Source organism: Sphingomonas sp. SDUR79, from assembly GCF_056821745.1.
The window spans coordinates 1,153,889-1,180,055 of sequence record NZ_JBPDIN010000001.1 but is presented as its reverse complement, the minus strand read 5'-3'; the positions used below and the strand labels follow the sequence as shown (position 1 = coordinate 1,180,055).

The following is a 26,167-nucleotide window of genomic DNA, read 5'->3' as shown; positions in this document are numbered from 1 at the left end:
CGCCGGTTTCCGACCGGCAACAAGAAGGCGCGGCCCCTAACAGAGGCGCGCCGGTCTTGCAATGGACTTCGGGAGCGTTCCGCTGACGCTGCGCCAAACTAAGCGCTGGGCGGGTCCGCGATCATCGCGGTGAACTCGCATTCGGTCGCCAGATCGTCGCCCAGATAGGCCTTGCCCGCAAACTTGCAGATGCGCGAACGCTTCTGCACGAATTCGACCTCGAGCCGCAGCAGCACGCCCGGCTCGACCGGCTTGCGGAACTTCACGCCGTCGATCGACATGAAATAGACGAGCTTGCCCGTTCCAGCGAGGCCCAGGCTCTCGACCGCCAGCACGCCCGCCGCCTGCGCCAGCGCCTCCACCTGGAGGACGCCGGGCATGATCGGCCTTCCCGGGAAATGTCCCTGGAAGAACTCTTCGTTGATCGACACCGCCTTGATCGCGACGATCCGCTCGTCGGGGATCAGCTGCTCGACCCGGTCGACGAGCAGCATCGGGTAACGATGCGGCAGCGCCGCCATCACCCGCGTCACGTCGAGCGGGCCGATAGCGGCCTTTCCTTCGGCGGCGTCGCTCACCGGCCGGTAGGTGCCGGCTGGGTCGGTGCGGGCTGCTGCGCAGGCTGCTGCGGCGGCGGCGCCACGGTCTGCACGCTCGGCAGCTGCTGGTTAAGCGCCGCGAGCACCGCATCGGTGATATCGATGTTGGTTGCCGAATACAGCGTCGCATCCTTGGCCAGCGCAATATGCGCGCCGCGCTGCTGCGAAATCTGCTCGATCACCGGCACCATCCGCTGTGCCACCTGCTGGTTCACATATTGGACGTTGCGCTGGAACGTCGCCTGACGCTCGTTGAACTGCTGCTGCGCGGTCTGCTGGCGCTGCTGGAACGCCTGGATGCGCGCGGTCAGCGCGGCATCGGGCTTGCCATTGGCGGCCTTGAGCGCAGCCTGAAGCGCGGTTTCTTCGGTCTGCAGCGGGGTCGCCTGCTGCTGCGCAAATTGCTGAAGCTGCGTGCGCTGGGCCTGCAGCTGCTGCGACGCCGCGGTGCAGGCGGTGCAGCTGGCCATGATCCGATCCACATCGACGATCGCGACCTTGGTGTCGACGAGCGCCTGCGCAGCGGCGGCGCCGGCGCCAAAAGTGGCACCCGCGACCGCGATCGCGGCGAGAATGGTTTTGGTGTTACCCATTAGAATGAAGTCCCTACGTTGAATGTGAAGAGTTTGGTGTCGTCACCCTTCTGGGTGAGGAAGGCATGCGCGAGGTCGAGCCGCAGCGGCCCGAACGGCGAGTTCCAGTTGACGCCGATACCAACCGACAGGCGCGGTTTGGGCGAGTTGCCCAGGAAGTTTTCGATGAACGGATCTGTCTGAAGGTTGTAGCGCGTGTTGATCGACGTTCCCGAGCACGCGCCGCCCAGCGTCGCCGAATAACCGATGCTACAGGTCGTCAGCGCGCCCGGCGCGACCGAGTCGCCCAGCGACACGGCGTACAGCGCGCGGCCTTCGGAATCGAACTGGGGCGTCTGGATCGGCAACAGCGACGGCGAGCCGTCCGCATTGAACAGCAGATTGCCGGAGGAGTCGGTGGCTTGGGTAAACGCCGCCGTCTTGTTCGGCTCACGCACGCCCCAATTGGCGCCGGCCATGAAGAAGATCGACGGACGGATGCCCATTTCCCGCGCACCCGCACCCAGCGGGATCTCGAGCTCCAGCTTGCCGAGATAATAGGCCCGACCACCGATCGCATCGTCGAAGATCTGGTCTTCGTTGGTGATCAACGCCTGGTTCCCGCCAGCGACGGTGCCCGTATAGCTGATGCGCTGGATGCGCGGGCCGACGCCACGGATGTCGAAGCCGCGGAACTGCGGCTCGCCCAGGAAGAAGCGATCGGTGATGCGGACCGGGTCCACACCCGCTTCGGCATCTTCGAGGCTGTGGATATAGCCACCCTCAAGCCCGGCCGAGAAGATGAACCCGCTGCCGATGTTCCAATATTTGTCGGCGTCGAAACGACCGCGCAGATATTTCACGTCGCCGCCAAGGCCCGCAAAATCGGTACCCAGCACCAGCCGCTGGCCGCGCGTCGGGCGCAAACGGCTGTTCAGGCTGTCGTAGATCAGCGACAGACCGACGCTCGACGTCCAGCGCTTGCCCAGCGCCTCGCACAGATAACGCCCGGCCTTGAGCGGATCGCACTCGCCGTCGGTGAAGAAGGTGCTTTCGTCCAGTGTCACCGAATCATGCGTCAGCGAATAACGCCCGGACAGGGTCCAATACTCGGTCAGCGGCACGCCCAGCACCACCTGCCCGCCGGTCGACACCTGCTGATAAGTGGTGCGGCGGTCGGTGCCGAGATAGTTGAACGAGTTATAGTCGCGGCGGAAGATCGTGCCGCCCAGCGCGACATTCTGGTCGAACAGATAGGGCTCGGTAAAGCCCAGCTCGACCGACTTCGAATAGCTGGAATAATCGGCCGACAGGCGCAGGTCCTGACCCTTGCCGCGGAAGTTGCGCTGGCGGATCGATCCCTGGAAGATGAACCGCTCGAGGCTGGAGAAGCCCGCCGACAATGTCAGTTCGCCAGTCGACTTCTCCTCGACATTGGCGGTCAGGATGACGCGATCAGGCGCCGAGCCTTCCTTCTGCTCGATCTCGAACTTTTCGTTGAAATAGCCGAGCGAGTTGATGCGGTCCTGCGACCGCTTGACCAGGAAGGTGTTGAACGCATCGCCCTCCGCCAGACGCATTTCGCGGCGGATCACCTTGTCCTGCGTCTGGGTATTGCCGGTGATGTCGATCCGCTCGACATAGGTGCGGCGCGCTTCGGCGATGTTGAAGTTGATCGTCATCGTCAACTTCTCGCGATCGCGCTGGAAGTCGGGGCTGACATTGGCAAAGGCATAGCCGAACGCGCCGGCCGTCTCCGACAGCTGGTCGATCGTGTCCTCGACCAGCTTGGCGTTGTACCAGTCGCCCTCCTTCATCGCGAGACCCTTGGCGAGGGCCTCGTCATCGAAGTCGCGGATGTTGCTGTCGACCGAGACCTTGCCGAATTTGTAGCGCGGACCTTCCTCGATCACATAAGTGATGATGAAGTCGCGCTTGTCGGGGGTCAGCTCCGCGACCGCCGAAACGACGCGGAAATCAGCATAGCCCTCAGTCAGGTAAAACTGGCGCAGCTTCTGCTGGTCATAGGCGAGGCGGTCCTGATCATAGCTCGTGTTGGAGCTCATGATCGTGGTGATGCGGGCCTGTTTGGTCGCCATCTCGCCGCGCAGCTTGCCGTCGGAAAACTGCTCGTTGCCGATGATGTTGATCTGGCGGACCTTGGACTTGGGTCCTTCGCGAACTTCAAACACGATATCGACGCGATTCTGGTCAAGGCTGACCATCTTCGGCTCGACCGTCGCGGCGAAGCGGCCCTGGCGGCGATACAGCTCGACGATCCGGGCGACGTCCGCGCGCACCGCCGTGCGGGTGAACATCTGGCGCGGGGCCAGCTTGATTTCCTTGACGATTTTGTCGTCCTTCAGGCGCTTGTTGCCCTCCAGGATGACGCGGTTGATCACAGGGTTCTCGCGCACGCGCAACACGATCTCGCCCGACTCGACGCCCTCGATCGTGACGTCGGCGAGGAGTTCGCTCGCCAACACGTCGCGGATCGCCTGGTCAAGGCTTTCGGTAGTGTAGCTCTGGCCGACCCGCAGGCGGGTGTAGGACAACACCGTCTCCGGCTCGAGCCGCTGGGTACCCTCGACCCGCAAGGTGCGGATCGTACGCGTCTCCAACGCCTCTGGCAGCGGGGCGGGCTGTTGCGCGACCGGAGCGGGGGCTGGCGCCTGCTGGGCCTGCGCGGCGGTGGCGAGCGCAAACCAGGTCGTGCCAGCCAGCAGGACCGCAGAGGCGCGCACGCCGAATTTCGTAACCTTGATAGCCGTCACCATCCCACCCCAGTCGGATCCAAGAGATTTTGGTCGGAAGCTTGCGCTCGTTCGCACGCCCTGCCCCAACCGGTTCAGCCGATCAACCCGGCCAGGCTTTTCCACACGCCAAATGCGCCCAGATCGTTGAATGTCACCAGCAGCATCAATGCCAGTATCGCCATCATTCCGCCGCGAAACGCCCATTCCATCACCTCAGGCTCGACGGGCTTCCGGCGCACCGCTTCGACGGCATAGAACAGAAGATGGCCGCCATCCAGCACTGGGACTGGCAGGAGGTTAATGAACCCCAGATTTATCGAGATGAGCGCGGCGAGGAACACGAATGCCTCGAACCCGAGCGAAAGATGCTCGCCCGATGCCTTGGCGATTCGCAGCGGCCCGCCCAGTTCGCTTACGGGGACGCGCCCCATGATTAGCTGGCCAAGGAAGTCGACCATCGTTCCAACGAGGGATACGGTCTGGCGCAGACCCGAACCGGGAGCCTGCCACCACGCAATGGGCGTGCGGACGATCTCATCCGTCGGCGCGATGCCAAGGTAGCCCCGGCTCGTCACGTTGCCGAACCGGTCCTTCTCGACAAGTTTCCCGATAACCGCCTCGGTACTGGCAGCCTGCCCGTCGCGAACATAGACGATCCGCACCGACATGCCTTCCCGCATCGAGGTAAACAGCAACATGTCGCTGAACGAATCGACCTGACGCCCGCCGATCGCGACGAAGCGATCTCCGGCTTTCAGTCCGGCGGCGGCTGCCGGGCTGTTCGCCTCGATTGCGGCTGCGACGGGCGGCCGTTTTCCTTCGCCATAGGCAAAGGCAAAAGCGCCCAGAATCGCAATGGCGACCAGAAAATTGGTGATCGGCCCGGCCGCTACCACGATCGCGCGCTGCCATAATGGCTTCGACTGGAATGTCTGTGCCCGCTCCGCCGCCGGCAACGCCAGCCATTCGGGGCTCGGCTGACCCGCCGGGTTCATGTCGCCTGCAAACTTCACATAGCCGCCGAGCGGGAGCCACCCGAACTTCCACCGTGTGCCGCGCGTGTCGGTAAAACCCGCAACCTCGCGTCCGAACCCGATCGAGAACGCCTCGGCCTTGATCCCGAAATAACGGCCGGCAGCGTAATGACCCAGCTCGTGCACGAAGACGAGCGGCCCGATGATCAGGAAGAATGCGATCAGGTAGAGGAAGAAACCGGGATTTTCGGTCAAGCGACGCAGTCCTTCACACGCTCACCCGCCAAAATCCGCGCTTCCGCATCGATCGCCAACACATCATCGAGCGTATCCGGCGCGGCCGGGTCGTAGCGATTGAGGGTATCTGCGACGATTGCGGCAATTTCAAGAAAGCCGATCTGCCCCTTCAGGAAAGCCGCGACCGCAACCTCATTCGCCGCGTTCAGGATCGCCGGACGCGCTCCGCCCGCCGCCAGCGCCTCACGCGCCAGCTTCAGGCACGGAAAGCGCTCATAATCCGGCGCCTCGAAATCCAGTCGGCCGATGGTGGCGAGATCAAGGCGCTGGCACGGAGTCTTCATCCGTCGCGGCCACGCCAGCGCATGCGCGATCGGCACGCGCATGTCGGGCGAACCGAGCTGCGCCAGCACCGATCCGTCGACATATTCGACCATCGAATGGATCACCGACTGGCGGTGGACGATCACGTCCAACTGTTCAACGGTCACAGGGAACAGGTGGAACGCCTCGATCAGTTCCAGCCCCTTGTTCATCATCGTCGCCGAATCGACACTGATCTTGGCACCCATCGACCAATTGGGATGCGCCACCGCCTGTTCGGGAGTAATTGCGCGCATCTCCGCCAGCGTGCGCTCTCGAAACGGCCCGCCGCTTGCGGTCAGGATGATGCGTGCGACGCGATCTGCATTCTGCGTCTCAAGGCACTGGAATACCGCATTATGTTCCGAATCCACGGGCAGCAGCGTCGCGCCGGTCGCGGCGGCGGCCTGCATCATCACGTGACCGGCGGACACCAGCGACTCCTTGTTCGCCAGCGCGACGGCCTGCCCGCCTTCCAGCGCCGCCAGTACCGGCTTCAGCCCCGCCGTCCCGACGATCGCCGCCATGGTCCAGTCCGCACCCATCCGCGCCGCGTCACAAACGGCCTCCGGACCGGATGCGACCGCGATCTCCGTCCCCGTCAGCGCGTCCACCAGCGCCTGATGACAGGACGGATCGGCCACCACGGCCAGCTTGGCCGACACGCGCTTTGCCGCTGCCGCCAGCTTGGCGACGTCGCAGTTCGCGGTCAGCGCGACGACTTCGAATGCATCGGGCTCGCGCTCGATCAAGTCGAGCGTCGACGTGCCTACCGATCCGGTCGCGCCAAGAATCGTTACCCGTTTCATCAAAGCCCCTGAACCACGACCAGCAGCGCGGCGACCGGCGCCACCGGCACCAGCCCGTCAAGCCGGTCGAGCACGCCGCCATGTCCAGGCAGCAGCGTCCCCGAATCCTTCACCCCCGCGCGGCGCTTGAGCTGGCTTTCGTACAAATCCCCGGCCTGCGCCAGCATCGCCAGCAGCGGTGTCGCCAGCGCCAGCATCATCGGCAGGCCCCAATGCGTCAACAGAAGCGCAAAGCCGGTCGCCGCGATCACGCCGCCGATCAACCCGGCCCACGTCTTGTTCGGACTAACCTCCGGCATCAGCTTGGGTCCGCCGATCGCGCGCCCCGCAAAATAGGCCCCGATATCGCACGCCCACACCAGCGCCATCGCCCAGAACGCCAGCATCAGACCGTTCTCATGCCCGCGCAGATACAAAAGTGCGAGCACCGGCAATCCTACATAGATTGCCCCCGCCCCCAGCGCGCCGCTGCGCGTCACGACGGCGAGGAAGAAAAACGCGCCGAAAATCAGCCCCAGCGCCAGAAAGCCCGGCCCGGCCGCCAGCGGTGACAGGATCGCCAGCGGCACCATCAGCGCATATTGCGCCAGCTTGCGCTGTCCCGCATCGGCGCCGTGCAGGCCACCCCATTCATGGATCATCGCCAGCGCGCCGAGCGTCACGAGCAGCCAGAACAAGAACGTGCCGAACCACAAGGCTGCAGCGGCTACGGCGATCAGCGCGACCCCGACAACGGCGCGCGTGCCAAGATCGGCGTTACGGCGGGGCGGAACCGGCGTCACAGACCCCCGAACCGGCGATGCCGCCGCCCGAACTGCGCAATCGCATCAGCCAGCGCCTCGCCATCGAAATCCGGCCACAATGTGTCGACGAACAACAGTTCGGCATAAGCCGCCTGCCACAGCAGGAAGTTGGACAGCCGTTGCTCGCCCGATGTGCGGATGAGCAGGTCGAGCGGCGGCAGACCGTGCGTGGTCAGCGCGTCGCTGAACATCGTCTCGTCGATCGCTTCGGGCGCAACCTCACCCGCCTGCGCTGCCGCCGCCAGCCGTCGCGCCGCCGCGACGATCTCTGCCTGCGCGCCATAATTGAGTGCGATGACCAACGTCGCGCCGCTGTTCGACGCGGTGCGCTCAATCGCATCGTCGATCATCGCGACCAGATCGCCCGACAATGCGCGATAGTCGCCAATCACGCGCAACCGCACATTCTCGGCGACCAGATCCTTCAATTCATTCTTCAGGAAATGGCGCAGCAACCCCATCAGGTCGCGCACTTCCTCCTCGGGTCGCCGCCAGTTCTCCGATGAAAAGGCGTAGAGCGTCAGCACCTCGATACCCTGCTCGCGCGCTGCCCGGGACACGCGGCGCACGGCTTCGACGCCCTGTTTGTGCCCGGCAAGGCGCGGCAGCCGTCGGGCCTTCGCCCAACGGCCATTGCCGTCCATGATGATGGCGACATGGCGGGGAACGGCCCCGCCTTCCGGACTAGCCGGAAGAGGCGCAGAGGCCGACGTCACTTGCCAAGGATTTCCTTTTCCTTCGCGCTCGACGCGGCGTCGATTTCGGCGATGGTCGCATCGGTCAGCTTCTGGACGTCGGCCTCATGGCGCTTGCGGTCATCCTCGCCGAATTCGCCCTTCTTCTCGTCGGTCTTCAGGCTGTCCATGCCGTCGCGACGCACGTTGCGCACCGCGATGCGCGCCGCCTCGGCATATTTGCTGGCGAGCTTGGCCAGTTCCTTGCGACGCTCTTCGGTCAGGTCCGGGATCGGCAGGCGCAGATTCTGCCCGTCGACGATCGGGTTGAGGCCCAGGCCCGCCGAGCGGATCGCCTTGTCGACCGGGCCGACATTCGACTTGTCCCACACCTGCACGCTCAGCATGCGCGGCTCGGGCGCCGACACTGTCGCGACCTGGTTGAGCGGCATGTGCGATCCATAGACCTCAACCGTCACCGGCTCGAGCAAGGTGGTGCTCGCACGTCCGGTGCGCAGCCCGCCCAGATCATGCTTCAGCGATTCGACGGCACCGTTCATCCGGCGCTCCAGATCGGCCTTGTCATATGCGGCCATAGCTCAGGTTCCTCTTATTCTGTCTTAACTTAAGCGGTTACGGGCTGGTTGCGGACGATGGTCGAGGTGCCCTCGCCACGCAAGACCGCTTCCAACGTGCCCTCGTCGCGGATGTTGAACACCACGATCGGAATGTCATTGTCGCGGCACAGCGCCACCGCGGTCGCGTCCATCACCTTGAGATTGTCGACCAGCACGCGGTCAAAGGTCAGTTCCTCATAGCGGGTCGCGTCGGCGACCTTCTTGGGGTCGGCATTGTAAACGCCATCGACGCTGGTGCCCTTGAACAGCGCGTCGCAATTCATCTCGGCGGCACGCAGCGCAGCGGTGGTGTCGGTGGTAAAGAACGGCAGGCCGGTCCCGGCGGCAAAGATCACCACACGACCCTTCTCCATATGCCGCATCGCCTTGCGCCGGATATAGGGTTCGCTGACCGACGCCATCGGGATCGCCGACTGCACGCGGGTATCAACGCCGAGCCGCTCCAGCGTGTTCTGCATCGCCAGCGCGTTCATGACGGTGGCGAGCATGCCCATATAATCGGCGCTCGCCCGCTCGAATCCCTGCGCAGCGCCCGCGAGGCCCCGGAAGATATTCCCGCCGCCTACGACCATGCAGATCTCGAACCCCGCCTCGGTCGCCGCCTTCACCTCACGCGCGACGCGCTCACAGGTGGCGGGATCGATCCCGAACTGCCCCTGCCCCATCAGCACTTCGCCGGAGAGTTTGAGGAGGATGCGTTTGAAGCGTGGCGCGGTCATCTGGCCCTAATGTCTGTCGGGGGTTGGGAGCGGCGCGGACCTTAGGCGCGGGCGCGCGCGAAGCCAAGCGGGGAAACCGGCTGCGATATGGCGCGGGCGACCAGTCAGGGCTTTGGGACGATGACCAGCTTGTAGGGAATATATAGCATCACGTCAGACAGCCCCGCCCGCGTCCAAAGAACCGGCATGTTGAGCCCCTCGATCGTCACGGAGTATCCGCCCCCCATCCGCTCTGCCAGCGCGCGCGCATCAGCCATCACGCTCTCTGCGATCTGCAGCCGATATTGGTCAGGACCGACGATCGAAAGCGACGAATCGCCACTGATATCCATTTGCGCGCGCCCGACTTCCGGCACAGCATCGGCATAGGCCGCGATGCGCTTTTCGGCGGTCGCGCCGCTCTCCTTGCCGCCGAGCGGCGCTTTGACCAGAAACTCGACCTTTTGGCTGTCGGGGCGGTTGTCGTTGGACAGCGTCACCTCGTCGAGATTGGCTGCGGTGAGTGGCGTCAGGATATAGTCGCCGAACGCCAGCTGTACGCCATGCTTGCCCGCCATCTCGACCGCGCGTGCCAGCATCTGGCGGATTTCGGCCCCGCGCTGCTTGGGATCGCGAGTATCTCCGCGGATCACGACTTCCTGAACCAGAAAGTCTGCGGTGCGACGCAGGCCGACCGCCGGCATGTCGCGCTCATAATCATCCTGCTCGACCCGGCTGGCGGTGACAACCACCTCCTGCGAAGCCAAGTCCTGCGCGAGCGCCGGCAGTGCCACGCCCAGCGCCAGCACTGAAAACAACGTCTTGAGCACAGCCACCCTCCCCGATCCTTTGAGATCGAGAGCTTCTGCCTCGGCCTTGACCGAGTCAATCGGCTGGCGGGATCGGTAGCATCCCCAAACAGAAAAGGGCGCGGCCATCGCTGGCCGCGCCCCTCTTGTTCGCTCAGTGTCGTGCGATCAGCCAGCAGCCGCCGCAGCCACTTCCGCTGCGAAGTCGCTCTCTTCCTTCTCGATGCCTTCACCGAGCTGGAAGCGGACATAGTCGACCAGCGTGATCGTCGCGCCGGCGTCCTTGCCTGCCTTTGCAATCACGTCGCCGACCGGGGTCTTGCCGTCCATGACGAACGCCTGGGTAAGCAGCGCGTTCTCCTTCTTGAACTTCTCGACCGGGCCGTTGAGGATCTTCGCGGCGACCTCGTCGGACTTGCCGACGATCTTGTCCGCGTTCTTCTCGCGCAGGATCGCGGCTTCGCGCTCGACGACTTCCGGATCGAGGTCCTCGACCGACAGCGCCAGCGGGAAGGCAGCGGCGATGTGCATCGCGATCTGCTTGCCCAGCGGCTCGAGCACGTCAGCGCCCGCGTCCGATTCGAGCGCGACCAGCACGCCGATCTTGCCAAGGCCCGGGGCCGCGGCGTTGTGGACGTACGGGATCACCGCGCCGTTGGTCACTTCGACCTTCTTCGCGCGGCGCAGCACCTGATTCTCGCCGATCGTGGCGATGTTCGCGACGAGCACGTCTTCGATCGTGCCGCCGGTGATCGACTGCGCCTTCAGCGCTTCGACATCATCGACGCCCTGCTCGAGCGCAACACCGGTCACTTCGCGGACAAAGCCCTGGAAGATTTCGTTCTTCGCAACGAAGTCGGTCTGCGAGTTGACTTCAACGGCCACGCCCTTGGTGCCCGCGACGGCGACGCCGACGAGCCCTTCAGCCGCAGTGCGGCTCGACTTCTTGGCGGCGGCGGCGAGGCCCTTCGAACGCAGCCAGTCGCTGGCCGCTTCGATGTCGCCATTGGTTTCGGTCAGCGCCTTCTTGCAGTCCATCATGCCGGCGCCGCTCTTCTCGCGCAGTTCCTTGACGGCTGCTGCAGTGATCTCGGCCATGTTCGTATTCCTCGTGCTGTAAGCGGTTTGCTTCAAATATGGTGCGGGCGGGACAAAGCTGAAACGCCCTGCCCCGCCCCCATTACGGTTCGATGACCAGAGCGCTTACGCGTCGATCTGGCGCTCGCCCTCGGCAGCCGTTTCCGGCTCGGTCGAGGCGGCCGGGGCTTCCGGCTCGGCTGTGACGGCAGGAGCCGGCTCGGCCGCAACCGGCTCAGCCAGCGCTGCTTCGACCGGCGGCACTTCGGCCGCGCCGAAATCGCCGCTGCTCATCTGCGCCTGGTTGTTGCCGCGGGTCGCCGCGATGGCGACCGCTTCGCAGTACAGGCGGATCGCGCGGCTGGCGTCGTCATTCGCCGGAACCGGGAATGCGATACCGTCGGGCGAGACGTTCGAGTCGAGGATCGCGACGACCGGGATGCCGAGCGTGTTGGCTTCCTTGATCGCCAGTTCTTCCTTGTTCGCGTCGATCACGAACATGATGTCGGGAACGCCGCCCATGTCGCGGATGCCGCCGAGCGAAAGCTCCAGCTTGTCCTTCTCACGGGTCAGGTTCAGCACTTCCTTCTTGGTCAGGCCGTGCGTGTCACCCGACAGCTGTTCTTCAAGCGTCTTGAGGCGCTTGATCGAGTTGCTGATGGTCTTCCAGTTGGTGAGCATGCCGCCCAGCCAGCGATGGTTGACGAAATGCTGGTTCGACTTGCGCGCCGCCTCGGCGATCGCGTCCTGCGCCTGGCGCTTGGTGCCGACGAACAGAACCTTGCCGCCCGAAGCGACCGTCGAGCTGATGAACTCGAGCGCACGTGCGAACAGCGGCACGGTCTGCGACAGGTCGATGATGTGAACGCCGTTGCGGTCGCCGAAGATATACGGCTTCATCTTCGGGTTCCAGCGATGCGTCTGGTGACCGAAGTGCGCGCCCGATTCGAGCAACTGCTGCATGGAGACGACAGGTGCCGCCATAGGGATAATTCCTTCCGGTTGAGCCTCTGGGAAGCGAGTGACCGAAGACCGTGACGGTCCGCAGCACCGGGTTATGTTGCTTCCCATGCGGGGTTGAAGGTGGCGCGCTTAGTCGAGAACGCGGAAGAGCGCAAGAGAACAAAAGCGGATTGCGCCACTTGACAGTTGGAACGTTAATGGAACATAAAGGGTCCACACGGCGGACAGGGAACCTTGCCCGCGCTTAGGCGTCACGAATCCTCAGGATTCCAGTCGCTTAGGAAGAATCCGGGAGGCACATGATGGTTGCTGTTCTTGCCACGCTGTTGTTCACCGCCGCACTCGCAGCGTCGATCTGGGCGATGTTCGTCACGATCGCCCCGCGCATCGACTATATGCGCGCCCTGCTGCGCGGCGATGCCATGCCAGCACTCGCCCCGGTTCAGGCGCCGCGCGTCCGCGCTACACTGCGGGCGGCACCCCGGCAGATTTCGGCCCCGCTGCGGGCCGCGGCATAGTTCGCGCATAGGATCGCGCGCTGAACGGCAGCGTCGCGAGATAGGCAAGGCAGATGAAGGTCAGCGTTTGCCACGGCGCGGTCACCAGCGCGGCGGCAAGGATAACGACGACGACCAGAGCCTCAAATCGCACGTGCCGGCGCAAACGCAGCGATTTCCACGAATAGGTGGCGATGCTTGACACCATCAACAGGCCGACAAACGCGACCCATGGCGCGACGATCCATGGGGAGCGCGCGAGCGGTTCTTCGCTCCACAGCCAGACATAGATTGGCAGCATCGCCAGCGCCGCGCCGGCGGGTGCCGGAATGCCGGTCAGGAACCCGGCCAGCTTGCGCGGCTGGACCTCGTTATCGAGCTGCGAATTGAACCGGGCCAGCCGCAGCGCACAGAATACCGCATAGAGTAGCGCAACAATCCAGCCGAGCTTGGGCACGGTCATCAGCGACCAGAGATAGAGAATCAGCGCCGGGGCGACGCCGAACGAGATCGCATCGGACAGGCTGTCGAGCTCTGCGCCAAAGCGGCTCTCCGCCCGCACCATCCGCGCGACCTGGCCATCGATGCCATCGAGCGCGCCGGCCAGCATAACCATCAACACCGCCCGTTCCCATTCTTCGCCGATGGCAAAGCGGATTCCGGTCAGGCCAGCGCACAATGCCAGCGCGGTCACTGCATTCGGCGCAACCGCGCGCAGCGGAAGGCCGCGCATCTGCCGGCGCGGGCGCAAGCTCATTGCGCCACGCCCTGCGCCGCGACGCCCCCCTTGAGGCCGACGAGCGTTTCGCCGGCCAGGCAACGCTGACCCAGCGCGACCTGAGGGGCATAGTCATCGGGCAAGAACACGTCGACACGGCTGCCAAACCGGATCAGGCCAAAGCGCTGCCCCGCTGCGACGATGTCACCCGGCTTGACGAAGGTCACGATGCGCCGCGCGACAAGGCCCGCGATCTGGGTGAAGCCAACGCGGGTGCCGTCATGCGTCTCCATGACGAAATGCTGGCGCTCATTCTCATCGCTCGCCTTGTCGAGATCGGCGTTGAGGAACTTGCCGGCGATATAGACGACCTGACGGATCGTCCCGGCCATCGGGGTGCGGTTGATATGGACATCGAATACGGACATGAAGATCGAAACGCGCACACGCGTCGCTTCGTTCAATCCCTCCGGTCCGGCAATCTCGCGCGGCACCGGCACGCGTTCGATCATCGTCACCAATCCATCGGCGGGCGAGATAATCATCCCCTGCCCCTGCGGCGTTACGCGGATCGGGTCACGGAAGAAGGCGGCGACCCAGATGGTCACGCCGATCAAGGCGAAACCGAGCTCGTCCCAGATCGCGAACAGGAACAGGATGGTGATCGCCGCCGAGATCAGCACATATTTGCGTCCCTCCGGATGGACCGAGGGAAAACGCCACTTGACGGTGTTGGTGACGGCGGGCGGGGTATCGAGTGAAGCCATGAGCGGGGGTCTAGCTGTGCCATCCGCGCAACACAATCCTGCGTGGCGTGCGCCGATACCGGTGTCTGCCATAGCTTGATCGCGCGCGCGCTTGCTCCTAGACGCTCGGCCAAACCCTTCCTCCCGGATATGAACAGGAAAGCGAGCATGGCGAAGATCAAGGTCAAAAACCCCGTCGTCGAGATTGACGGCGACGAAATGACGCGGATCATCTGGGAATGGATCCGTGAGCGCCTGATCAAGCCCTATCTCGACATCGACCTCAAATATTACGACCTCAGCGTCGAGAAGCGCGACGAAACGAACGACCAGATCACGGTCGATGCCGCCAACGCGATCAAGGAATATGGCGTCGGCGTGAAGTGCGCGACGATCACCCCCGACGAACAGCGCGTCGAGGAATTCAACCTCAAGGAAATGTGGAAGTCGCCCAACGGCACGATCCGCAACATCCTGGGCGGTGTCGTGTTCCGCGAACCGATCGTGATCAGCAACGTTCCGCGCCTGATCCCGGGCTGGACCAAGCCGATCGTCGTCGGCCGCCACGCATTCGGCGACCAGTATCGCGCGACCGACTTCCGTGTTCCCGGTGCCGGCAAGCTGCGCCTCGTGTTTGAAGGCGAAGATGGCCAGGTCATCGACCGCGAAGTGTTCAGCTTCCCCGGTTCGGGCGTCGCGATGGCGATGTACAACCTCGACGATTCGATCCGCGATTTCGCGCGCGCATCGTTCAACTATGGCCTCAACCTGAAGTGGCCGGTCTATCTCTCGACCAAGAACACGATCCTCAAGGCCTATGACGGCCGCTTCAAGGACCTGTTCCAGGAAGTGTTCGAGACCGAAGGTTTTGACGCGAAGTTTAAGGAAGCGGGCATCGTCTATGAGCACCGCCTGATCGACGACATGGTCGCCTCCGCGCTCAAGTGGAGCGGCGAGTTCGTGTGGGCGTGCAAGAATTATGACGGCGACGTCCAGTCGGATCAGGTCGCACAGGGCTTTGGCTCGCTCGGCCTGATGACCTCGGTCCTGCTCTCGCCCGACGGCAAGACGGTCGAGGCAGAGGCGGCGCACGGCACCGTCACCCGCCACTATCGCCAGCACCAGCAGGGCAAGGCAACGTCGACCAACCCGATCGCGTCGATCTTCGCCTGGACCGGCGGCCTCAAGTTCCGCGGCAAGTTCGACGACACGCCGGAAGTCACCAAGTTCGCCGAGGCGCTGGAGCGCGTGTGCATCCAGACCGTCGAGAGCGGCAAGATGACCAAGGACCTCGCGCTGCTGATCGGTCCCGATCAGCCGTGGATGACCACCGAGCAGTTCTTCGAGGCGATCCGCCAGAACCTCGAGACCGAAATGGCCAGCTGGGCTTAAGCCAACATGGCGGGCTGGTCACCTGCGCTAGCCTTCGACCGCCTCCGTGCGGTGATCGCCGCCACCGCGAAGCGTGCCCCTGGCAGGACGCTCGCGGTGGCGGCCACCGCTTTCGGCATCGCAACTGCGCTCAAGGAAATGGGCGACGGCATCTCGATCGTCGGCCAGCCGGCCCGCGTGGTTGTCGGCCTCGCCATTGGCGGGGTGGTGCTCGCCTCGCTCTGGTTCGTCACCGCTGCGCTGCGGGCGGCCCTGAAGGCCGACAGCGGCCAAGTCGGGACCGCGGATCTTGGCGAGGATGATGAAAAGCCACCCTATTATTGCCATGTGATCGACACCGTAGAGGGTGCCCGCCGACTGACCCTCGATGTCACGGCCAAGGTGTTCCCCGACAGCAACATCCCGCTCGACGTGGTCGAAGCGGCGCAACAGCACAATAATCGCCGGCTGATCGCACTGGTCGAGCGTGCGTCGGAGCGCACGGTCGGCTGGGCAACCGTCTGGCCCGTCACAACAGAAGCGGGCCGCGCGGTCGAAACAGGTGCCAAGCCCGACGACGAGCTTGTCCTTGCAGACCTTCTTCCCGGCGCGCAGAACGCAAAAGCCGAATATGTCGTGGTCCTGGCCGTCGGCCTGTTGCCCGCCTATCGCAACCTGCCCGGCGGCACGCTGCTGCGTACGCTGGGTCGGGTGCTGCTGTGGCACATTCATGACGAGTTCTTTGAGGAAGACATACCCAAGGCGCTCAACATCATCGCGATCGGCGACTCACCCGCGGGCCGGCGGATGTGTGAGCGGCTCGGGCTAAAGGCGAATGGCGCTAACGCACGCTATGCAAAAGTCGCCGAGCTGAAGCCTGTCTATAGCGCCGCGCTTACCCGCCGCGATCTGCGCGCGAGGATCGCCGAGAATTTCCGTTAGGTTCTTGTGCCATCTGTTGCGCGCGCCAAGTCGCGTTCGCCGACCGCGCGAATAAAGTCCTGATCCGCCACGCTCCACCGGTGACAAATCGTTTCGCCGCCCGCTAGGGTGCGCTCATGGCCCTTGACCTGTCCAATAGCGGATTCAGCGACGCGCTGGTGATCCTAGGCGCGGCGGGGATCGTCATCCCGGCCTTCACCCGCTTCCGGATCAGCCCGGTGATCGGCTTCATCCTGGTCGGTGCGCTGGTCGGTCCGGCGGGTCTGGGCCAGCTGGTCGATAACTTGCCCTGGCTGTTCTACTTCACCATCTCGGACCCCGAGTCGATCGAGCCCTTTGCCGAACTAGGCATCATCCTGCTGCTCTTTTCGATTGGCCTCGAGCTGTCGTTCAAACGCCTGTGGACGATGCGCGGCCTGGTCTTTGGGGTCGGCGCGGCGGAATTGCTCGGCGCGGGCGCTCTGATCGCCACCGGCCTGTATGTCATGGGTCAGCCTTGGACCGGGGCGATGGGGCTTGGCCTGGCGCTTGCCATGTCGTCGACCGCGCTGGTGCTGCCGATCGCCGGAACCACCAGCGCAGTGGGCAAGTCGGCGCTTGCCATGTTGCTGTTCGAGGATTTGGCGCTGGTGCCGATCGTGTTCCTGCTCGCGGCCCTTGCCCCCGCAGCAGCCGATGCGGGGGTCGGCGATTTCGCAATGACGCTGCTGCGCGGCGGCGTGGTCGTCGCGTTACTGTTCGTCGGCGGCCGCTTCTTCCTGCCCCGGCTGTTCGCTCAGGCCGCGCGCACCAAGTCGCCCGAACTGTTTCTCGCCGCCAGCCTGCTGGTTGTCATCGTCGCCAGCCTCGCCACCACAGTGGTCGGCCTGTCGCCGATCGTTGGCGCCCTGCTCGCCGGGCTGTTGATCGCCGAGACCGATTATCACAGCGAGGTTGAGGTCATTACTGCCCCGTTCAAGGGGCTGGCGCTCGGCGTCTTCCTCATCACGGTCGGCATGCGGCTCGACCCGCGCATGATCATGCAGGACTGGGCATTACTGCTCGCCGCGATCCTCGGCGTCATGGCGATCAAGGTCGGCGTGACCATGGCGCTGCTGAAACTGTCGGGCGCGCGCACCGGGACCGCCGCCGAAGCCGGCGTGTTGATGGCAAGCCCGTCGGAAACCACGCTGATCGTGCTTGGCGTCGCGGCAGCTGCCGGGTTGATCCAGCCATCGACCGCCGCATTCTGGACCACGGTGACCGCAATCGGGCTGACCATCACCCCGTTGCTCGCCAAGGCCGGCCGCTTTGCGTCACGCAAGATCGAGGAGCGCGACAGCGTACGTGGCGATGCCAGCGCCGAAGCGGTGGTCCCCGGCGGCACCGTGATCATCGGCTTCGGCCGCGTCGGTCGCACGGTCGCCGAGATGCTGCGCGCGCATGACATGCCCTATGTCGCGGTCGACGCCGATATCGATGGCGTCGCTGCTGCCCGGCGGGAGGGATATTCCGTCATCTTTGGAGACGTCGCACGCGCCGAGTTGGTCGATCGCCTGCGCCTCGGCCATGCCAAGGCGTTGATCCTGACGATGGACGATCCCGTTCTGACCGTACGCCTGACACGGCGGGTGCGCAGCTGGGTTCCGCACATCCCGATTATCGCCCGCGCCCGCGACGCCACCCACGCCGCCGAACTCTACAAAGCGGGCGCGACCGATGCGGTCCCGGAAACGCTCGAAAGCTCGCTGCAACTTTCCGAAGCCGCGCTCGTGGACCTCGGCGTCGCGGTCGGCCCGGTGATCGCGTCGATCCACGAAAAGCGCGACGAAATGCGCAAGGCGATCAAGGAAGCCGCCGGCCTCGAACGCGAACCGCGCATCCGCCGGGTGCGGCAGGGCGATGCCGAGGGCGGAAGCGTCAGCTGAAGCGCGCCCGCACCACGCGTTTCAGCACGTCGAGCGGCATTGCGCCGCGCCGCAGCACGTCGTGAAACTGGCGCGGATCCCATGTGTTGCCCGCCTTTTCCTTTGCTTCGTCGCGTAGCTCCACCCAGACGGAATGGCCGATCTTGTAGCTGCACGCCTGCCCCGGCCAGACGGTGTAGCGATCAATCTCGCCCTGGCTGCGGCCGCGCGCGATGCCCGTGGTGGCAATGAAGTAATCGGTCGCCTGCTCCCGGCTCCAGCGTTTGGCGTGCAGCCCGCTATCCACCACCAGCCGCGTCGCGCGGAACAATAGCGACTGAAGATAGCCGACCTGCCCGAGGGGGTCGCCGTCATACATGCCCATCTCGTCCGCAAGCTGCTCGGTGTAGAGCGCCCAGCCCTCGCTATAGCCGCTGAAGCCACCCCGGCGGCGGATCAGCGGAATATCCTGCGATTCCAGCGCGAGCATGACCTGCAGATGATGTCCCGGCACCGCCTCATGATAGCTGAGCGTGGCGAGGCCGAATTTGGGCCGGTCGAACGTGTCGCGCAGGTTGATATAGTAGATGCCCGGGCGCGAGCCATCCAGGCTCGCCGCTTGATAATAGCCGCCCGGAGCCCCCGCCTGAATCGCGGGCGGAACCCGGCGGACTTCGACCGGCGCCTTGGGCAATGCCGCGAACTGTTCGGGCAGCCGCTGTTCCATCGCCTTAACCTGCGCCCGCAAGCTTTCCAGGAGCGCCGCGCGTCCGGCATCGGTGTTGGGGAATAGCTGGTCGGGCCGCTCGTTCAGCGCCACCAGCCGCGCGCCGACGCTGCCCTGATCCATGCCCTGCGCCTTCAGGATCGTGTCGATCCGACCGCTGATCTCGGCAACCTGCTCCAGCCCGATCCGGTGAATTTCGTCGCCAGACAGCTGCGTGGTCGTCGCGGCCTCCGCCGCAGCGGCATAATAGGCCTCACCATCGGGCAGGCGCCAGACGCCCGCGTCATGCGTCGCCCGGCTGCGCAGGTCGCGGATCAGCGCCCGCTGGCGGTCGAGCGCGGGAAAGATCCGGTCGGCAACGATCTTCTCGGCCTCCACCGCACGCTCGGGCGGGAGTTTGGCGGCCGCAAGCTTGGCCCGGAACGACGTGACCATACCGGTTGCTCCGGGTGCCTGGTCGCGCAACGCGGCAAACTGCTTCAGCGTGGTGTCGAGAATATAGTCGGGCGCGAACACCCCGCGTACGGCGTCCGCGCGCTGACGCTCGCTGTCTTGATCGAGCACGTTCGCAAACGCCGCAAGGCGGGCGAGATAAGCGTCGGCGTCCGCCGCATCCCGCACGCGATGCTGATTGTCGAGAAAATCGGGAACGTCCTGATAGGCACCCGTCAGCTGGCTCAACAGATAAGGCGCATATCGCCCGCCGGCCGCGCCATAGCTAAAGCGCTCACGGCCGCCGATGCTGCGCTCCAGCTGGTAGGTGACGATGTCATAGTCGAGCCGCGCATTTTCGCCCAAGGTCGCCGGTTCGATTGCCCTGATCGCCGCCAGTTCGCGCTTCGCTCGCGCCAGATCGCGCGCCGCGTCCGCCGCGCTGCGCCCCGACAGCTGTGACTTGAGTGCAGCGTTCTTGCCGGTGTCGAGCCCCAACGCCGTCGCCCCTTCAGGGCTCTGCGTCATCCGGTCGCTGAAGATGCGATCGAGCAGCGACCGCAGCGTTGCATCCCCCGACCCCGCGAGGCCCGTATCCCGGGCGGCGGCGGGTACTGCGCTGGCCAGTGCTACAGCGCCGACCGATTGGACAAACGAACGGCGGTGCAGCGTCATCAGGAGGTCGGGATCCGGATCAATTGTCGAGTGCGGGCACGCGCGCAACGCAGGCGGCTAGCGCCGAAACCGTCGCACCATCCTGTGCGCGCAGCTTGGGCTCAAGCTGTGCCGACAGTGCGGGGACTTCGCTATCGACCGTCTTGGCGTTCTTGCCCGCCGCGCGACCGGCATCGGATGCCGCCATACCCCAATAAATCAGGTGATCGAACAACTGCGACTCCTGCGGCGTGCCCTTGCCGATCTTGAGTGCGGCATGGGTCAGCGCGGCGCAGTTCAGCGCCTCGGGGTAAGGAGGCAATTTGCCCTGCGCCGTAGCGGCGGGGGCGGCGATGAGGGCCGCTGCAATGGCGGCGGCCGTCCAAACATGATCACGCAGCTTCTGTCTCCTCGGCAAGCGCTTGCCTGACGGCGTCGAGCGCGGACTGGGCGTTGCCGCCCTCGGGTCCGCCACCCTGCGCCATGTCCGGCCGCCCGCCGCCGCCCTGCCCGCCCAGCGCGGCGACGCCACGCTTGACCAGCTCGACGGCACTGAAGGTGCCGGTCAGGTCGTCGGTGACACCCACCGCGATCGCTGCACGTCCTTCATTTACCGCGACAAAAGCTACCACAGCTGAACCGATCCGCGCTTTCGCCTCATCCACCGCGCCACGCAGTGCCTTGGGATCGAGCCCGTCGAGGATCTGCCCGACGAAATTGACGCCAGCGATCTGCTCGGGTCCGGCCGGAGCCGCAGCCCCGCCGCCGCCCATGGCGAGCGCCTTCTTCGCCTCGGCCAGCTCGCGCTCCAGCTTGCGCCGCTCCTCGACCAGCGACGCAACGCGCGCTCCGACCTCGTCAGGCGAGGTCTTGAGCGTCGCCGCCACCTCGCGCAGCTTGGCGTCGCGCTCGTTCAGCCAGGTGCGCGCCGCTTCGCCGGTCAGCGCCTCGATCCGGCGCACGCCGCTCGACACCGCACTTTCGCCGATGATCTTGAAGATCGCTATATCGCCGGTCGCATTGACGTGCGTGCCCCCGCACAGCTCGACCGAATAGCGCTTCTCGGTCTGCCGGCCCATCGACAGCACGCGCACTTCGTCGCCGTACTTCTCGCCGAACAGCGCCAGCGCACCCGCCGCGACCGCATCGTCCGGGGTCATCAGCCGCGTACCGACCGTCTCGTTGGCGCGAATCTCCGCATTCACCTCGGCCTCGATGTCCGCAATCTCCGCCGCGCTCAGCGCCGAGGGGTGCGAGAAGTCGAAGCGCAGCCGATCTGGCGCGACCAGCGAACCCTTTTGCGAGACATGCCCGCCCAGCCGATTGCGCAGAGCCGCGTGCAGCAGATGGGTCGCCGAGTGATTGGCGCGAATCGCGTCGCGACGCGTTACGTCGATCATCAGCTTGACCGTGTCGCCGACCTTGATCTCGCCGCGCACCAGCGTCGCCTGATGCGCGTGGAGCCGACCGAGCGGCTTCGACGTATCGCTGACAATCGCCTCGGCCACATCGTTGCCGATGGTGCCCGCGTCGCCCATCTGGCCGCCGCTCTCGCCATAGAAAGGCGTCTGGTTGGTGAGGATCGTCACCTCGTCGCCCGCACCGGCGCGGTCGACGCGAACGCCGTCCTTGACCAAGGCGACGACCTGCCCCTCGCCCTCGGTCGCGCTATAACCTGTGAACTCGGTGCTCCCATGCTCTTCGGCGATGTCGAACCACACATCGTCGCTGGCCTTGGCGCCCGACCCCTTCCATGCAGCGCGCGCGGCATCCTTCTGGCGCTTCATCGCCGCGTCGAAGCCGTCGCGGTCGACCTTCATCCCCTGCGGACGCAGCGCATCCTCGGTCAGGTCATAGGGGAAGCCATAGGTGTCATAGAGCTTGAACGCGGTCTCGCCGGGCAGGGTATCGCCCTCGACCATCGCGCCGGTCGCCTCGTCGAGCAGCTTCAACCCGTTCGCCAGCGTCTGACGGAACCGCGTCTCCTCCTGCAACAACGTCGCCTCGATCAGCGGCTGGGCGCGGACCAATTCGGGGAAGGCGCCGCCCATTTCGGCGACCACCGCCGGCACCATGCGGTGCATCAACGGGTCCTTTGCGCCCAGAATATGCGCATGGCGCATCGCACGGCGCATGATCCGGCGCAGCACATAGCCGCGCCCCTCATTGGCGGGCAGCACGCCGTCGGCGACGAGGAAGCCGGAAGTGCGGATATGGTCGGCGATCACGCGATGGCTCGCCTGATTCTCGCCCGTCGTCGCCGACTGCGTCAGCGCCCCGCTCTCGGCGATCAGCGCCTTGAACGTGTCGGTGTCGTAATTGTCATGTACGCCCTGCAGCACCGCCGCGATCCGCTCCAGCCCCATACCGGTGTCGATGCTCGGCTTGGGCAGGTCGCCGACGATCTGGTCAGCCTCCTGCACATGCTGCATGAACACGAGGTTCCAGATCTCGACAAAGCGATCGCCATCCTCTTCCGGGCTTCCCGGAGGGCCACCCCAGATATGGTCGCCATGGTCGTAGAAGATTTCCGAACACGGCCCGCACGGCCCGTCCGACCCCATCGCCCAGAAATTGTCCTTGGTCGCGATGCGGATGATGCGCTCTTCGGGCAGGCCCGCAATCTTCTTCCACAGCGCGAACGCCTGATCGTCGGTGTGATAGACGGTCGCGGTCAGCTTGTGCGCCGGAAGGCCCCATTCCTTGGTCAGCAGCGTCCAGGCATGCAGGATCGCCTGCTCCTTGAAATAGTCGCCGAACGAGAAATTCCCGAGCATTTCGAAGAAGGTATGATGCCGCGCCGTATAGCCGACATTGTCGAGGTCGTTATGCTTGCCGCCCGCGCGCACGCACTTCTGGCTCGACGCCGCCGTGGTGTAAGGCCGCGTTTCAAGGCCGGTGAACACGTTCTTGAACGGCACCATGCCCGCATTGACGAACATCAGCGTCGGATCGTTATGCGGCACAAGCGGCGCGGACTGGACGCGGGCATGGCCCTGGCCCTCGAAATAGTCGAGGAAGCTGCGGCGGATATCATTGGTCGAGGTCATTTTCGCGACTTAAGCGCGCCGAGGCGTTCGCTCAAGCGAAACGGTTCGATCAGGGTGATTGGGATATCGCCTCGGGTGGAACGAGATCCAGGTCTCTGGCAACGGCCCAGACCTGAGCCTTCAACTCTTCGTCAGAAATTTCCTTACTCAACAAAGGCTGGAGTGCGGACCGAGCTTCATCGTCGCGATCAGCTCGGCTCAGCGCGATTGCGCGGTTCAGTGCCGTATAATCAGGTTTGGCACCGAACATCCCGTCGCAATCGCGATAGGCCTCCAGTGCCTCATCGTATCGGCCCAAATCCGATAGGTAGTTGGCCCGAAGATGGCCCAAACGCCAAACGGGCTTCAAAGCGATTCCCGAACTCAACGTATCGACTGCCGCTTCAAGATTTCCCCGCTCAGCTTGGACGACGGCGATGATCTCAACCCCTCCGGTGAACTTCATCGCGACCAGCTTCTTGCCGACGCCTTCGGCCTTCGACAGCTGACCCTCGTCCAAATAGTGCCAGCCCTTCTCGAGAAGATCTTCAGCGTCCGCTTGCGTTATGCCGGGGGGAGGACCGGGCAGGTCTCGCAGCCGCCAGACTATGCGCCTGATCCAAGTCACAAATGTCACCCGATCGGCTCCTCGATCGACCTCGGCGGCACGCTAAACCATTTCGGCCCCGCTTCGGTCATATGGAAGCAATCCTCCAGCCGCACGCCGAACTTGCCCGGCAGATACAGGCCCGGTTCGTTCGAGAAACACATGCCCGGCGCCAGCTTCGTTATCTCGCCGCGCACCAGGTTGATCGGTTCATGCCCGTCCATGCCGATGCCATGGCCGGTGCGGTGCGACAGGCCGGGGAGCTTGTAGTCGGGGCCATAGCCCAGCGTCGCATACCATCCGCGCACCGCATCATCGACGCGGCCCGCGGGAACGCCGATCTGCGCGGCGGCGAAGGCGCGTTGCTGGCCGGCGCGGACATGCTCCCACACCTTCCGCTGCTCCGCAGTCGCCTCGCCATGCACGAAGGTGCGGCTGATGTCGCTTTCATAGCCGTGAACCCGCGCGCCGCAGTCCATCAGCACGACTTCACCCTTCACCACCCGCTGCGGCTTGCCCGTGCCGTGCGGATAGGCCGATGCCTCGCCCAGCAGGATCAGGTTGAACGCCACCTGCCCGCCTAGCTTCACCGTCGCCGCAGTCATCAGTGCGGCAATGTCGGCGGGCGTCATCCCCGCCTCGATCCGGGGATAGGTCCAGCGATAAGCGGCCAGCGTCACATCCGCCGCCTTTTGCATCAGCGCGATTTCGGCCGGCGTCTTGAACATCCGGCACCCGCGCACGATCGGGTTGGCCGACACGATCTTCACGCCCGCAAGCGCGCGCCACATGCCGTCGACCGCAAAGAAGCGCGCGGTCTCCTCGATCCCCAGCGGACGCCCCAGCAGCTTCTTCTCGCGCAGGAAGCCCGCGACCACCGCGAACGGATCCTCATGCTCCTGCCACACCCGGATTTCCGCCGGGATGCCGAGCGATTCGCGGACCGAAGGCTCTTCGAAGAACGGCGTGACAATGATCGGATCGCCCTCGACCGGGATCACCGCCGCAGTCAGCCGCTCGCTCCGTCCCCAGCGCACCCCGGTGAAATAGAGCAGGCTCGCCCCCGGCTCGATCAACACAGCGCCGATGCCATTCGCTTTCATCAGCGCCTGGGCGCGGGCGAGCCGGGCGGCGCGTTCCGCGCGCCCGATCGGCACCGCGTCGCCGGTGATCGGCTGAAGCGCTGTCAGATCGGGCTGCGCCGCGCGCGCGACCGCGGAAAACCCGATCGGCGCCAGCGCACCCGCCGCGATCAACCCGCGCCGGGTCAGCCTCATACCGCCGGCTCCGGCGTCTCCTTCTCACCCGCCGACACGATCGTCGCGAGCACCAGATCGCCGATGACGTTGAGCACGGTGCGGCACATATCCAGGAACCGGTCGACGCCCAGCACCAGCCCGATCCCCGCCGGCGGCACCCCGACCATGCCCAGGATCAGCGCGATCACCGGCAGCGATCCCGCCGGGACGCCCGCCGTGCCGATGCCGCCCAGGATGCACACCAGCATCACCGTGATCTGCTGTCCCAGCGTCAGGTCGACGCCAAAGAATTGCGCGAGGAAGATCACCGTCACCCCCTCGAACATCGCGGTGCCGTTCTGGTTCGCAGTCGCGCCGATCGTCAGCACGAAGCGCGATACCTTGGGCGGCAGCTTGAGCTTGTTCTCCGCAACCCGCAGCGCGGTCGGCAGCGTCGCGTTGGACGATGCGGTGGAGAAGGCCATCACCGCCGCCTCCTGCGTCTGGCGGAAGAAGACGAGCGGATTTTTGCGCGCGAGCACCAGCAGCAGGATCGGGAAAATCACGAACATCTGCGTGCCGAGCGCGGCCAGCACCACGCCGACAAAGGCGAGCAGCCGTACCAGCAATTCCCAGCCGAACAGCGCGGCCAGGTTGAACATGAAACAGAACACCGCGATCGGCGCGAGCCGGATGACGAGGCCGATCAGACGCATCGAGACTTCAAAGATCCCCTCGATCCCGCGCTTGAGCGTCTGCACCTGCGGGCGGTCGGCGGTGAGCAGGATGCCGATGCCGAAGAACAGCGCGAAGAACATGATCGCGAGGATGTCGTTCGCGGTCATCGCCGCGACGACATTGGTGGGAACGATGTTCAGGATCGCGTCCACGCCGGTCGGGGTGCTGGCAGTGCGATCGAGGATCGCGCCCGCGCTGTCCCCCGACGCAGCGAGCAAAGCCTGCGCCTCGACCCGGTCCACCCCGGCGCCAGGCTGAAGCAGGTTGACCAGCAACAGACTGACGATCACCGCGATGGTGGAGACGCAGACTGTGAGGACCAAAGTGCGCAGGCCGACACGCTTGAGCGCCGCGATCTCGCCCATCTCGGCGATGCCGACGACAAGTGCCGAGAAGAGCAGCGGAATCACCAGCATGAACAACAGGCGCAGGAACACCTGCCCGATCGGGCCGGTGACATAGGTCGTCACCGTCTTGACCCACGCCGCGTCGGCGGAGGTGAAATGGACGAACAGGCCAAGCGCAAGGCCCAGCACGAACCCGCCCAGCATCTGCCATTGCAGCGTCGATTCGCGCCGCCGCTCCGTGATCGCCTCTGCGCCCGACATGC

At 64.9% G+C, this 26,167-nt stretch carries 24 protein-coding genes; 4 read left to right on the top strand and 20 right to left on the bottom strand.

What is annotated here, in order from left to right:
* Window positions 1-98: 98 nt before the first annotated feature.
* From fabZ to rpsB, 12 genes are all read right to left on the bottom strand, one after another.
* A complete protein-coding gene (gene fabZ, locus ACRYLO_RS05595) occupies window positions 99-578 on the bottom strand; it encodes a 3-hydroxyacyl-ACP dehydratase FabZ (protein WP_327519819.1) in 480 nt (159 codons plus the stop codon).
* Window positions 575-1,192, bottom strand: coding sequence for an OmpH/Skp family outer membrane protein (locus ACRYLO_RS05590; RefSeq protein ID WP_482659264.1), 618 nt, complete (start codon window positions 1,190-1,192; stop codon window positions 575-577). The genes fabZ and ACRYLO_RS05590 overlap by 4 nt, the downstream gene beginning before the upstream one ends.
* The gene (gene bamA, locus ACRYLO_RS05585) at window positions 1,192-3,948 is read right to left on the bottom strand and encodes an outer membrane protein assembly factor BamA (RefSeq protein WP_482659263.1); all 2,757 of its coding nucleotides are present in this window, start codon (window positions 3,946-3,948) and stop codon (window positions 1,192-1,194) included. Before bamA ends, ACRYLO_RS05590 begins: the two co-directional genes overlap by 1 nt.
* A gap of 71 nt (window positions 3,949-4,019) precedes the next feature.
* Window positions 4,020-5,156, bottom strand: a complete 1,137-nt coding sequence (locus ACRYLO_RS05580) for a M50 family metallopeptidase (protein WP_482659262.1) — start codon at window positions 5,154-5,156, stop codon at window positions 4,020-4,022.
* Window positions 5,153-6,310 carry a 1-deoxy-D-xylulose-5-phosphate reductoisomerase gene (locus tag ACRYLO_RS05575; protein ID WP_482659261.1) on the bottom strand — a complete coding sequence of 386 codons (1,158 nt, stop codon included), beginning with the start codon at window positions 6,308-6,310 and terminating at the stop codon, window positions 5,153-5,155. The genes ACRYLO_RS05580 and ACRYLO_RS05575 overlap by 4 nt, the downstream gene beginning before the upstream one ends.
* Window positions 6,310-7,092, bottom strand: coding sequence for a phosphatidate cytidylyltransferase (locus ACRYLO_RS05570; protein WP_482659260.1), 783 nt, complete (start codon window positions 7,090-7,092; stop codon window positions 6,310-6,312). The genes ACRYLO_RS05575 and ACRYLO_RS05570 overlap by 1 nt, the downstream gene beginning before the upstream one ends.
* On the bottom strand, window positions 7,089-7,829 hold the full coding sequence (locus tag ACRYLO_RS05565) for an isoprenyl transferase (protein ID WP_482659259.1): 741 nt from the start codon (window positions 7,827-7,829) through the stop codon (window positions 7,089-7,091). The genes ACRYLO_RS05570 and ACRYLO_RS05565 overlap by 4 nt, the downstream gene beginning before the upstream one ends.
* The gene (gene frr, locus ACRYLO_RS05560; protein WP_482659258.1) at window positions 7,826-8,383 is read right to left on the bottom strand and encodes a ribosome recycling factor; all 558 of its coding nucleotides are present in this window, start codon (window positions 8,381-8,383) and stop codon (window positions 7,826-7,828) included. Before frr ends, ACRYLO_RS05565 begins: the two co-directional genes overlap by 4 nt.
* 29 nt (window positions 8,384-8,412) lie before the next feature.
* A complete protein-coding gene (gene pyrH, locus ACRYLO_RS05555; RefSeq protein ID WP_294016785.1) occupies window positions 8,413-9,144 on the bottom strand; it encodes a UMP kinase in 732 nt (243 codons plus the stop codon).
* A 104-nt stretch (window positions 9,145-9,248) separates the two neighbouring features.
* Window positions 9,249-9,959 carry a TonB-dependent receptor gene (locus ACRYLO_RS05550; RefSeq protein WP_482659257.1) on the bottom strand — a complete coding sequence of 237 codons (711 nt, stop codon included), beginning with the start codon at window positions 9,957-9,959 and terminating at the stop codon, window positions 9,249-9,251.
* A 141-nt stretch (window positions 9,960-10,100) separates the two neighbouring features.
* Window positions 10,101-11,030, bottom strand: a complete 930-nt coding sequence (gene tsf, locus ACRYLO_RS05545; RefSeq protein WP_482659256.1) for a translation elongation factor Ts — start codon at window positions 11,028-11,030, stop codon at window positions 10,101-10,103.
* A 105-nt stretch (window positions 11,031-11,135) separates the two neighbouring features.
* A complete protein-coding gene (rpsB, locus tag ACRYLO_RS05540) occupies window positions 11,136-11,993 on the bottom strand; it encodes a 30S ribosomal protein S2 (RefSeq protein ID WP_482659255.1) in 858 nt (285 codons plus the stop codon).
* Between the two features lie 281 nt (window positions 11,994-12,274).
* Between rpsB and ACRYLO_RS05535 the strand changes: the two genes are divergently transcribed.
* A complete protein-coding gene (locus tag ACRYLO_RS05535) occupies window positions 12,275-12,490 on the top strand; it encodes a hypothetical protein (RefSeq protein WP_482659254.1) in 216 nt (71 codons plus the stop codon).
* Here ACRYLO_RS05535 and ACRYLO_RS05530 read toward each other — a convergent pair.
* Window positions 12,435-13,226, bottom strand: a complete 792-nt coding sequence (locus ACRYLO_RS05530; RefSeq protein ID WP_482659253.1) for a CDP-alcohol phosphatidyltransferase family protein — start codon at window positions 13,224-13,226, stop codon at window positions 12,435-12,437. The genes ACRYLO_RS05535 and ACRYLO_RS05530 overlap by 56 nt on opposite strands.
* Window positions 13,223-13,954 carry a phosphatidylserine decarboxylase gene (locus ACRYLO_RS05525; protein WP_482659252.1) on the bottom strand — a complete coding sequence of 244 codons (732 nt, stop codon included), beginning with the start codon at window positions 13,952-13,954 and terminating at the stop codon, window positions 13,223-13,225. Before ACRYLO_RS05525 ends, ACRYLO_RS05530 begins: the two co-directional genes overlap by 4 nt.
* A gap of 147 nt (window positions 13,955-14,101) precedes the next feature.
* Here ACRYLO_RS05525 and ACRYLO_RS05520 point away from each other — a divergent pair, with 147 nt between their 5' ends.
* The 3 genes from ACRYLO_RS05520 to ACRYLO_RS05510 all read left to right on the top strand — a co-directional run bounded on the left by ACRYLO_RS05520 (window position 14,102) and on the right by ACRYLO_RS05510 (window position 18,153).
* On the top strand, window positions 14,102-15,325 hold the full coding sequence (locus ACRYLO_RS05520) for an NADP-dependent isocitrate dehydrogenase (protein WP_482659251.1): 1,224 nt from the start codon (window positions 14,102-14,104) through the stop codon (window positions 15,323-15,325).
* Window positions 15,326-15,421: 96 nt separating this feature from the next.
* The gene (locus ACRYLO_RS05515) at window positions 15,422-16,246 is read left to right on the top strand and encodes a hypothetical protein (RefSeq protein WP_482659250.1); all 825 of its coding nucleotides are present in this window, start codon (window positions 15,422-15,424) and stop codon (window positions 16,244-16,246) included.
* Between the two features lie 116 nt (window positions 16,247-16,362).
* Window positions 16,363-18,153 carry a cation:proton antiporter domain-containing protein gene (locus tag ACRYLO_RS05510; RefSeq protein ID WP_482659249.1) on the top strand — a complete coding sequence of 597 codons (1,791 nt, stop codon included), beginning with the start codon at window positions 16,363-16,365 and terminating at the stop codon, window positions 18,151-18,153.
* On the opposite strand, the gene ACRYLO_RS05505 is transcribed toward ACRYLO_RS05510, so the two are convergent.
* From ACRYLO_RS05505 to ACRYLO_RS05480, 6 genes are all read right to left on the bottom strand, one after another.
* Complete coding sequence (locus ACRYLO_RS05505; protein WP_482661680.1) at window positions 18,146-19,960, bottom strand: DUF885 domain-containing protein; 1,815 nt, start codon at window positions 19,958-19,960, stop codon at window positions 18,146-18,148. The genes ACRYLO_RS05510 and ACRYLO_RS05505 overlap by 8 nt on opposite strands.
* A 25-nt stretch (window positions 19,961-19,985) precedes the next feature.
* Complete coding sequence (locus ACRYLO_RS05500) at window positions 19,986-20,267, bottom strand: hypothetical protein (protein WP_482659248.1); 282 nt, start codon at window positions 20,265-20,267, stop codon at window positions 19,986-19,988.
* 70 nt (window positions 20,268-20,337) lie between these two features.
* Window positions 20,338-22,995: an alanine--tRNA ligase gene (alaS, locus tag ACRYLO_RS05495; RefSeq protein WP_482659247.1), complete on the bottom strand. Its 2,658-nt coding sequence runs from the start codon at window positions 22,993-22,995 to the stop codon at window positions 20,338-20,340.
* A gap of 49 nt (window positions 22,996-23,044) precedes the next feature.
* The gene (locus ACRYLO_RS05490) at window positions 23,045-23,611 is read right to left on the bottom strand and encodes a tetratricopeptide repeat protein (protein ID WP_482659246.1); all 567 of its coding nucleotides are present in this window, start codon (window positions 23,609-23,611) and stop codon (window positions 23,045-23,047) included.
* The gene (locus ACRYLO_RS05485; RefSeq protein ID WP_482659245.1) at window positions 23,608-24,858 is read right to left on the bottom strand and encodes a M24 family metallopeptidase; all 1,251 of its coding nucleotides are present in this window, start codon (window positions 24,856-24,858) and stop codon (window positions 23,608-23,610) included. The genes ACRYLO_RS05490 and ACRYLO_RS05485 overlap by 4 nt, the downstream gene beginning before the upstream one ends.
* Window positions 24,855-26,165 (bottom strand): dicarboxylate/amino acid:cation symporter, encoded by a 1,311-nt coding sequence (locus ACRYLO_RS05480; RefSeq protein ID WP_482659244.1) that lies wholly within the window; start codon window positions 26,163-26,165, stop codon window positions 24,855-24,857. Before ACRYLO_RS05480 ends, ACRYLO_RS05485 begins: the two co-directional genes overlap by 4 nt.
* Window positions 26,166-26,167: the final 2 nt, after the last annotated feature.

Excerpts from the sequence above, each read along its gene's own strand:
- ACRYLO_RS05590 (WP_482659264.1), bottom strand. The coding sequence starts at position 1,192 with ATGGGTAACACCAAAACCATTCTCGCCGCGATCGCGGTCGCGGGTGCC.
- bamA (WP_482659263.1), bottom strand. The coding sequence starts at position 3,948 with ATGGTGACGGCTATCAAGGTTACGAAATTCGGCGTGCGCGCCTCTGCG.
- ACRYLO_RS05575 (WP_482659261.1), bottom strand. The coding sequence starts at position 6,310 with ATGAAACGGGTAACGATTCTTGGCGCGACCGGATCGGTAGGCACGTCG.
- frr (WP_482659258.1), bottom strand. The coding sequence starts at position 8,383 with ATGGCCGCATATGACAAGGCCGATCTGGAGCGCCGGATGAACGGTGCC.
- pyrH (WP_294016785.1), bottom strand. The coding sequence starts at position 9,144 with ATGACCGCGCCACGCTTCAAACGCATCCTCCTCAAACTCTCCGGCGAA.
- tsf (WP_482659256.1), bottom strand. The coding sequence starts at position 11,030 with ATGGCCGAGATCACTGCAGCAGCCGTCAAGGAACTGCGCGAGAAGAGC.
- rpsB (WP_482659255.1), bottom strand. The coding sequence starts at position 11,993 with ATGGCGGCACCTGTCGTCTCCATGCAGCAGTTGCTCGAATCGGGCGCG.
- ACRYLO_RS05535 (WP_482659254.1), top strand. The coding sequence starts at position 12,275 with ATGGTTGCTGTTCTTGCCACGCTGTTGTTCACCGCCGCACTCGCAGCG.
- ACRYLO_RS05530 (WP_482659253.1), bottom strand. The coding sequence starts at position 13,226 with ATGAGCTTGCGCCCGCGCCGGCAGATGCGCGGCCTTCCGCTGCGCGCG.
- ACRYLO_RS05525 (WP_482659252.1), bottom strand. The coding sequence starts at position 13,954 with ATGGCTTCACTCGATACCCCGCCCGCCGTCACCAACACCGTCAAGTGG.
- ACRYLO_RS05520 (WP_482659251.1), top strand. The coding sequence starts at position 14,102 with ATGGCGAAGATCAAGGTCAAAAACCCCGTCGTCGAGATTGACGGCGAC.
- ACRYLO_RS05510 (WP_482659249.1), top strand. The coding sequence starts at position 16,363 with ATGGCCCTTGACCTGTCCAATAGCGGATTCAGCGACGCGCTGGTGATC.
- alaS (WP_482659247.1), bottom strand. The coding sequence starts at position 22,995 with ATGACCTCGACCAATGATATCCGCCGCAGCTTCCTCGACTATTTCGAG.
- ACRYLO_RS05485 (WP_482659245.1), bottom strand. The coding sequence starts at position 24,858 with ATGAGGCTGACCCGGCGCGGGTTGATCGCGGCGGGTGCGCTGGCGCCG.
- ACRYLO_RS05480 (WP_482659244.1), bottom strand. The coding sequence starts at position 26,165 with ATGTCGGGCGCAGAGGCGATCACGGAGCGGCGGCGCGAATCGACGCTG.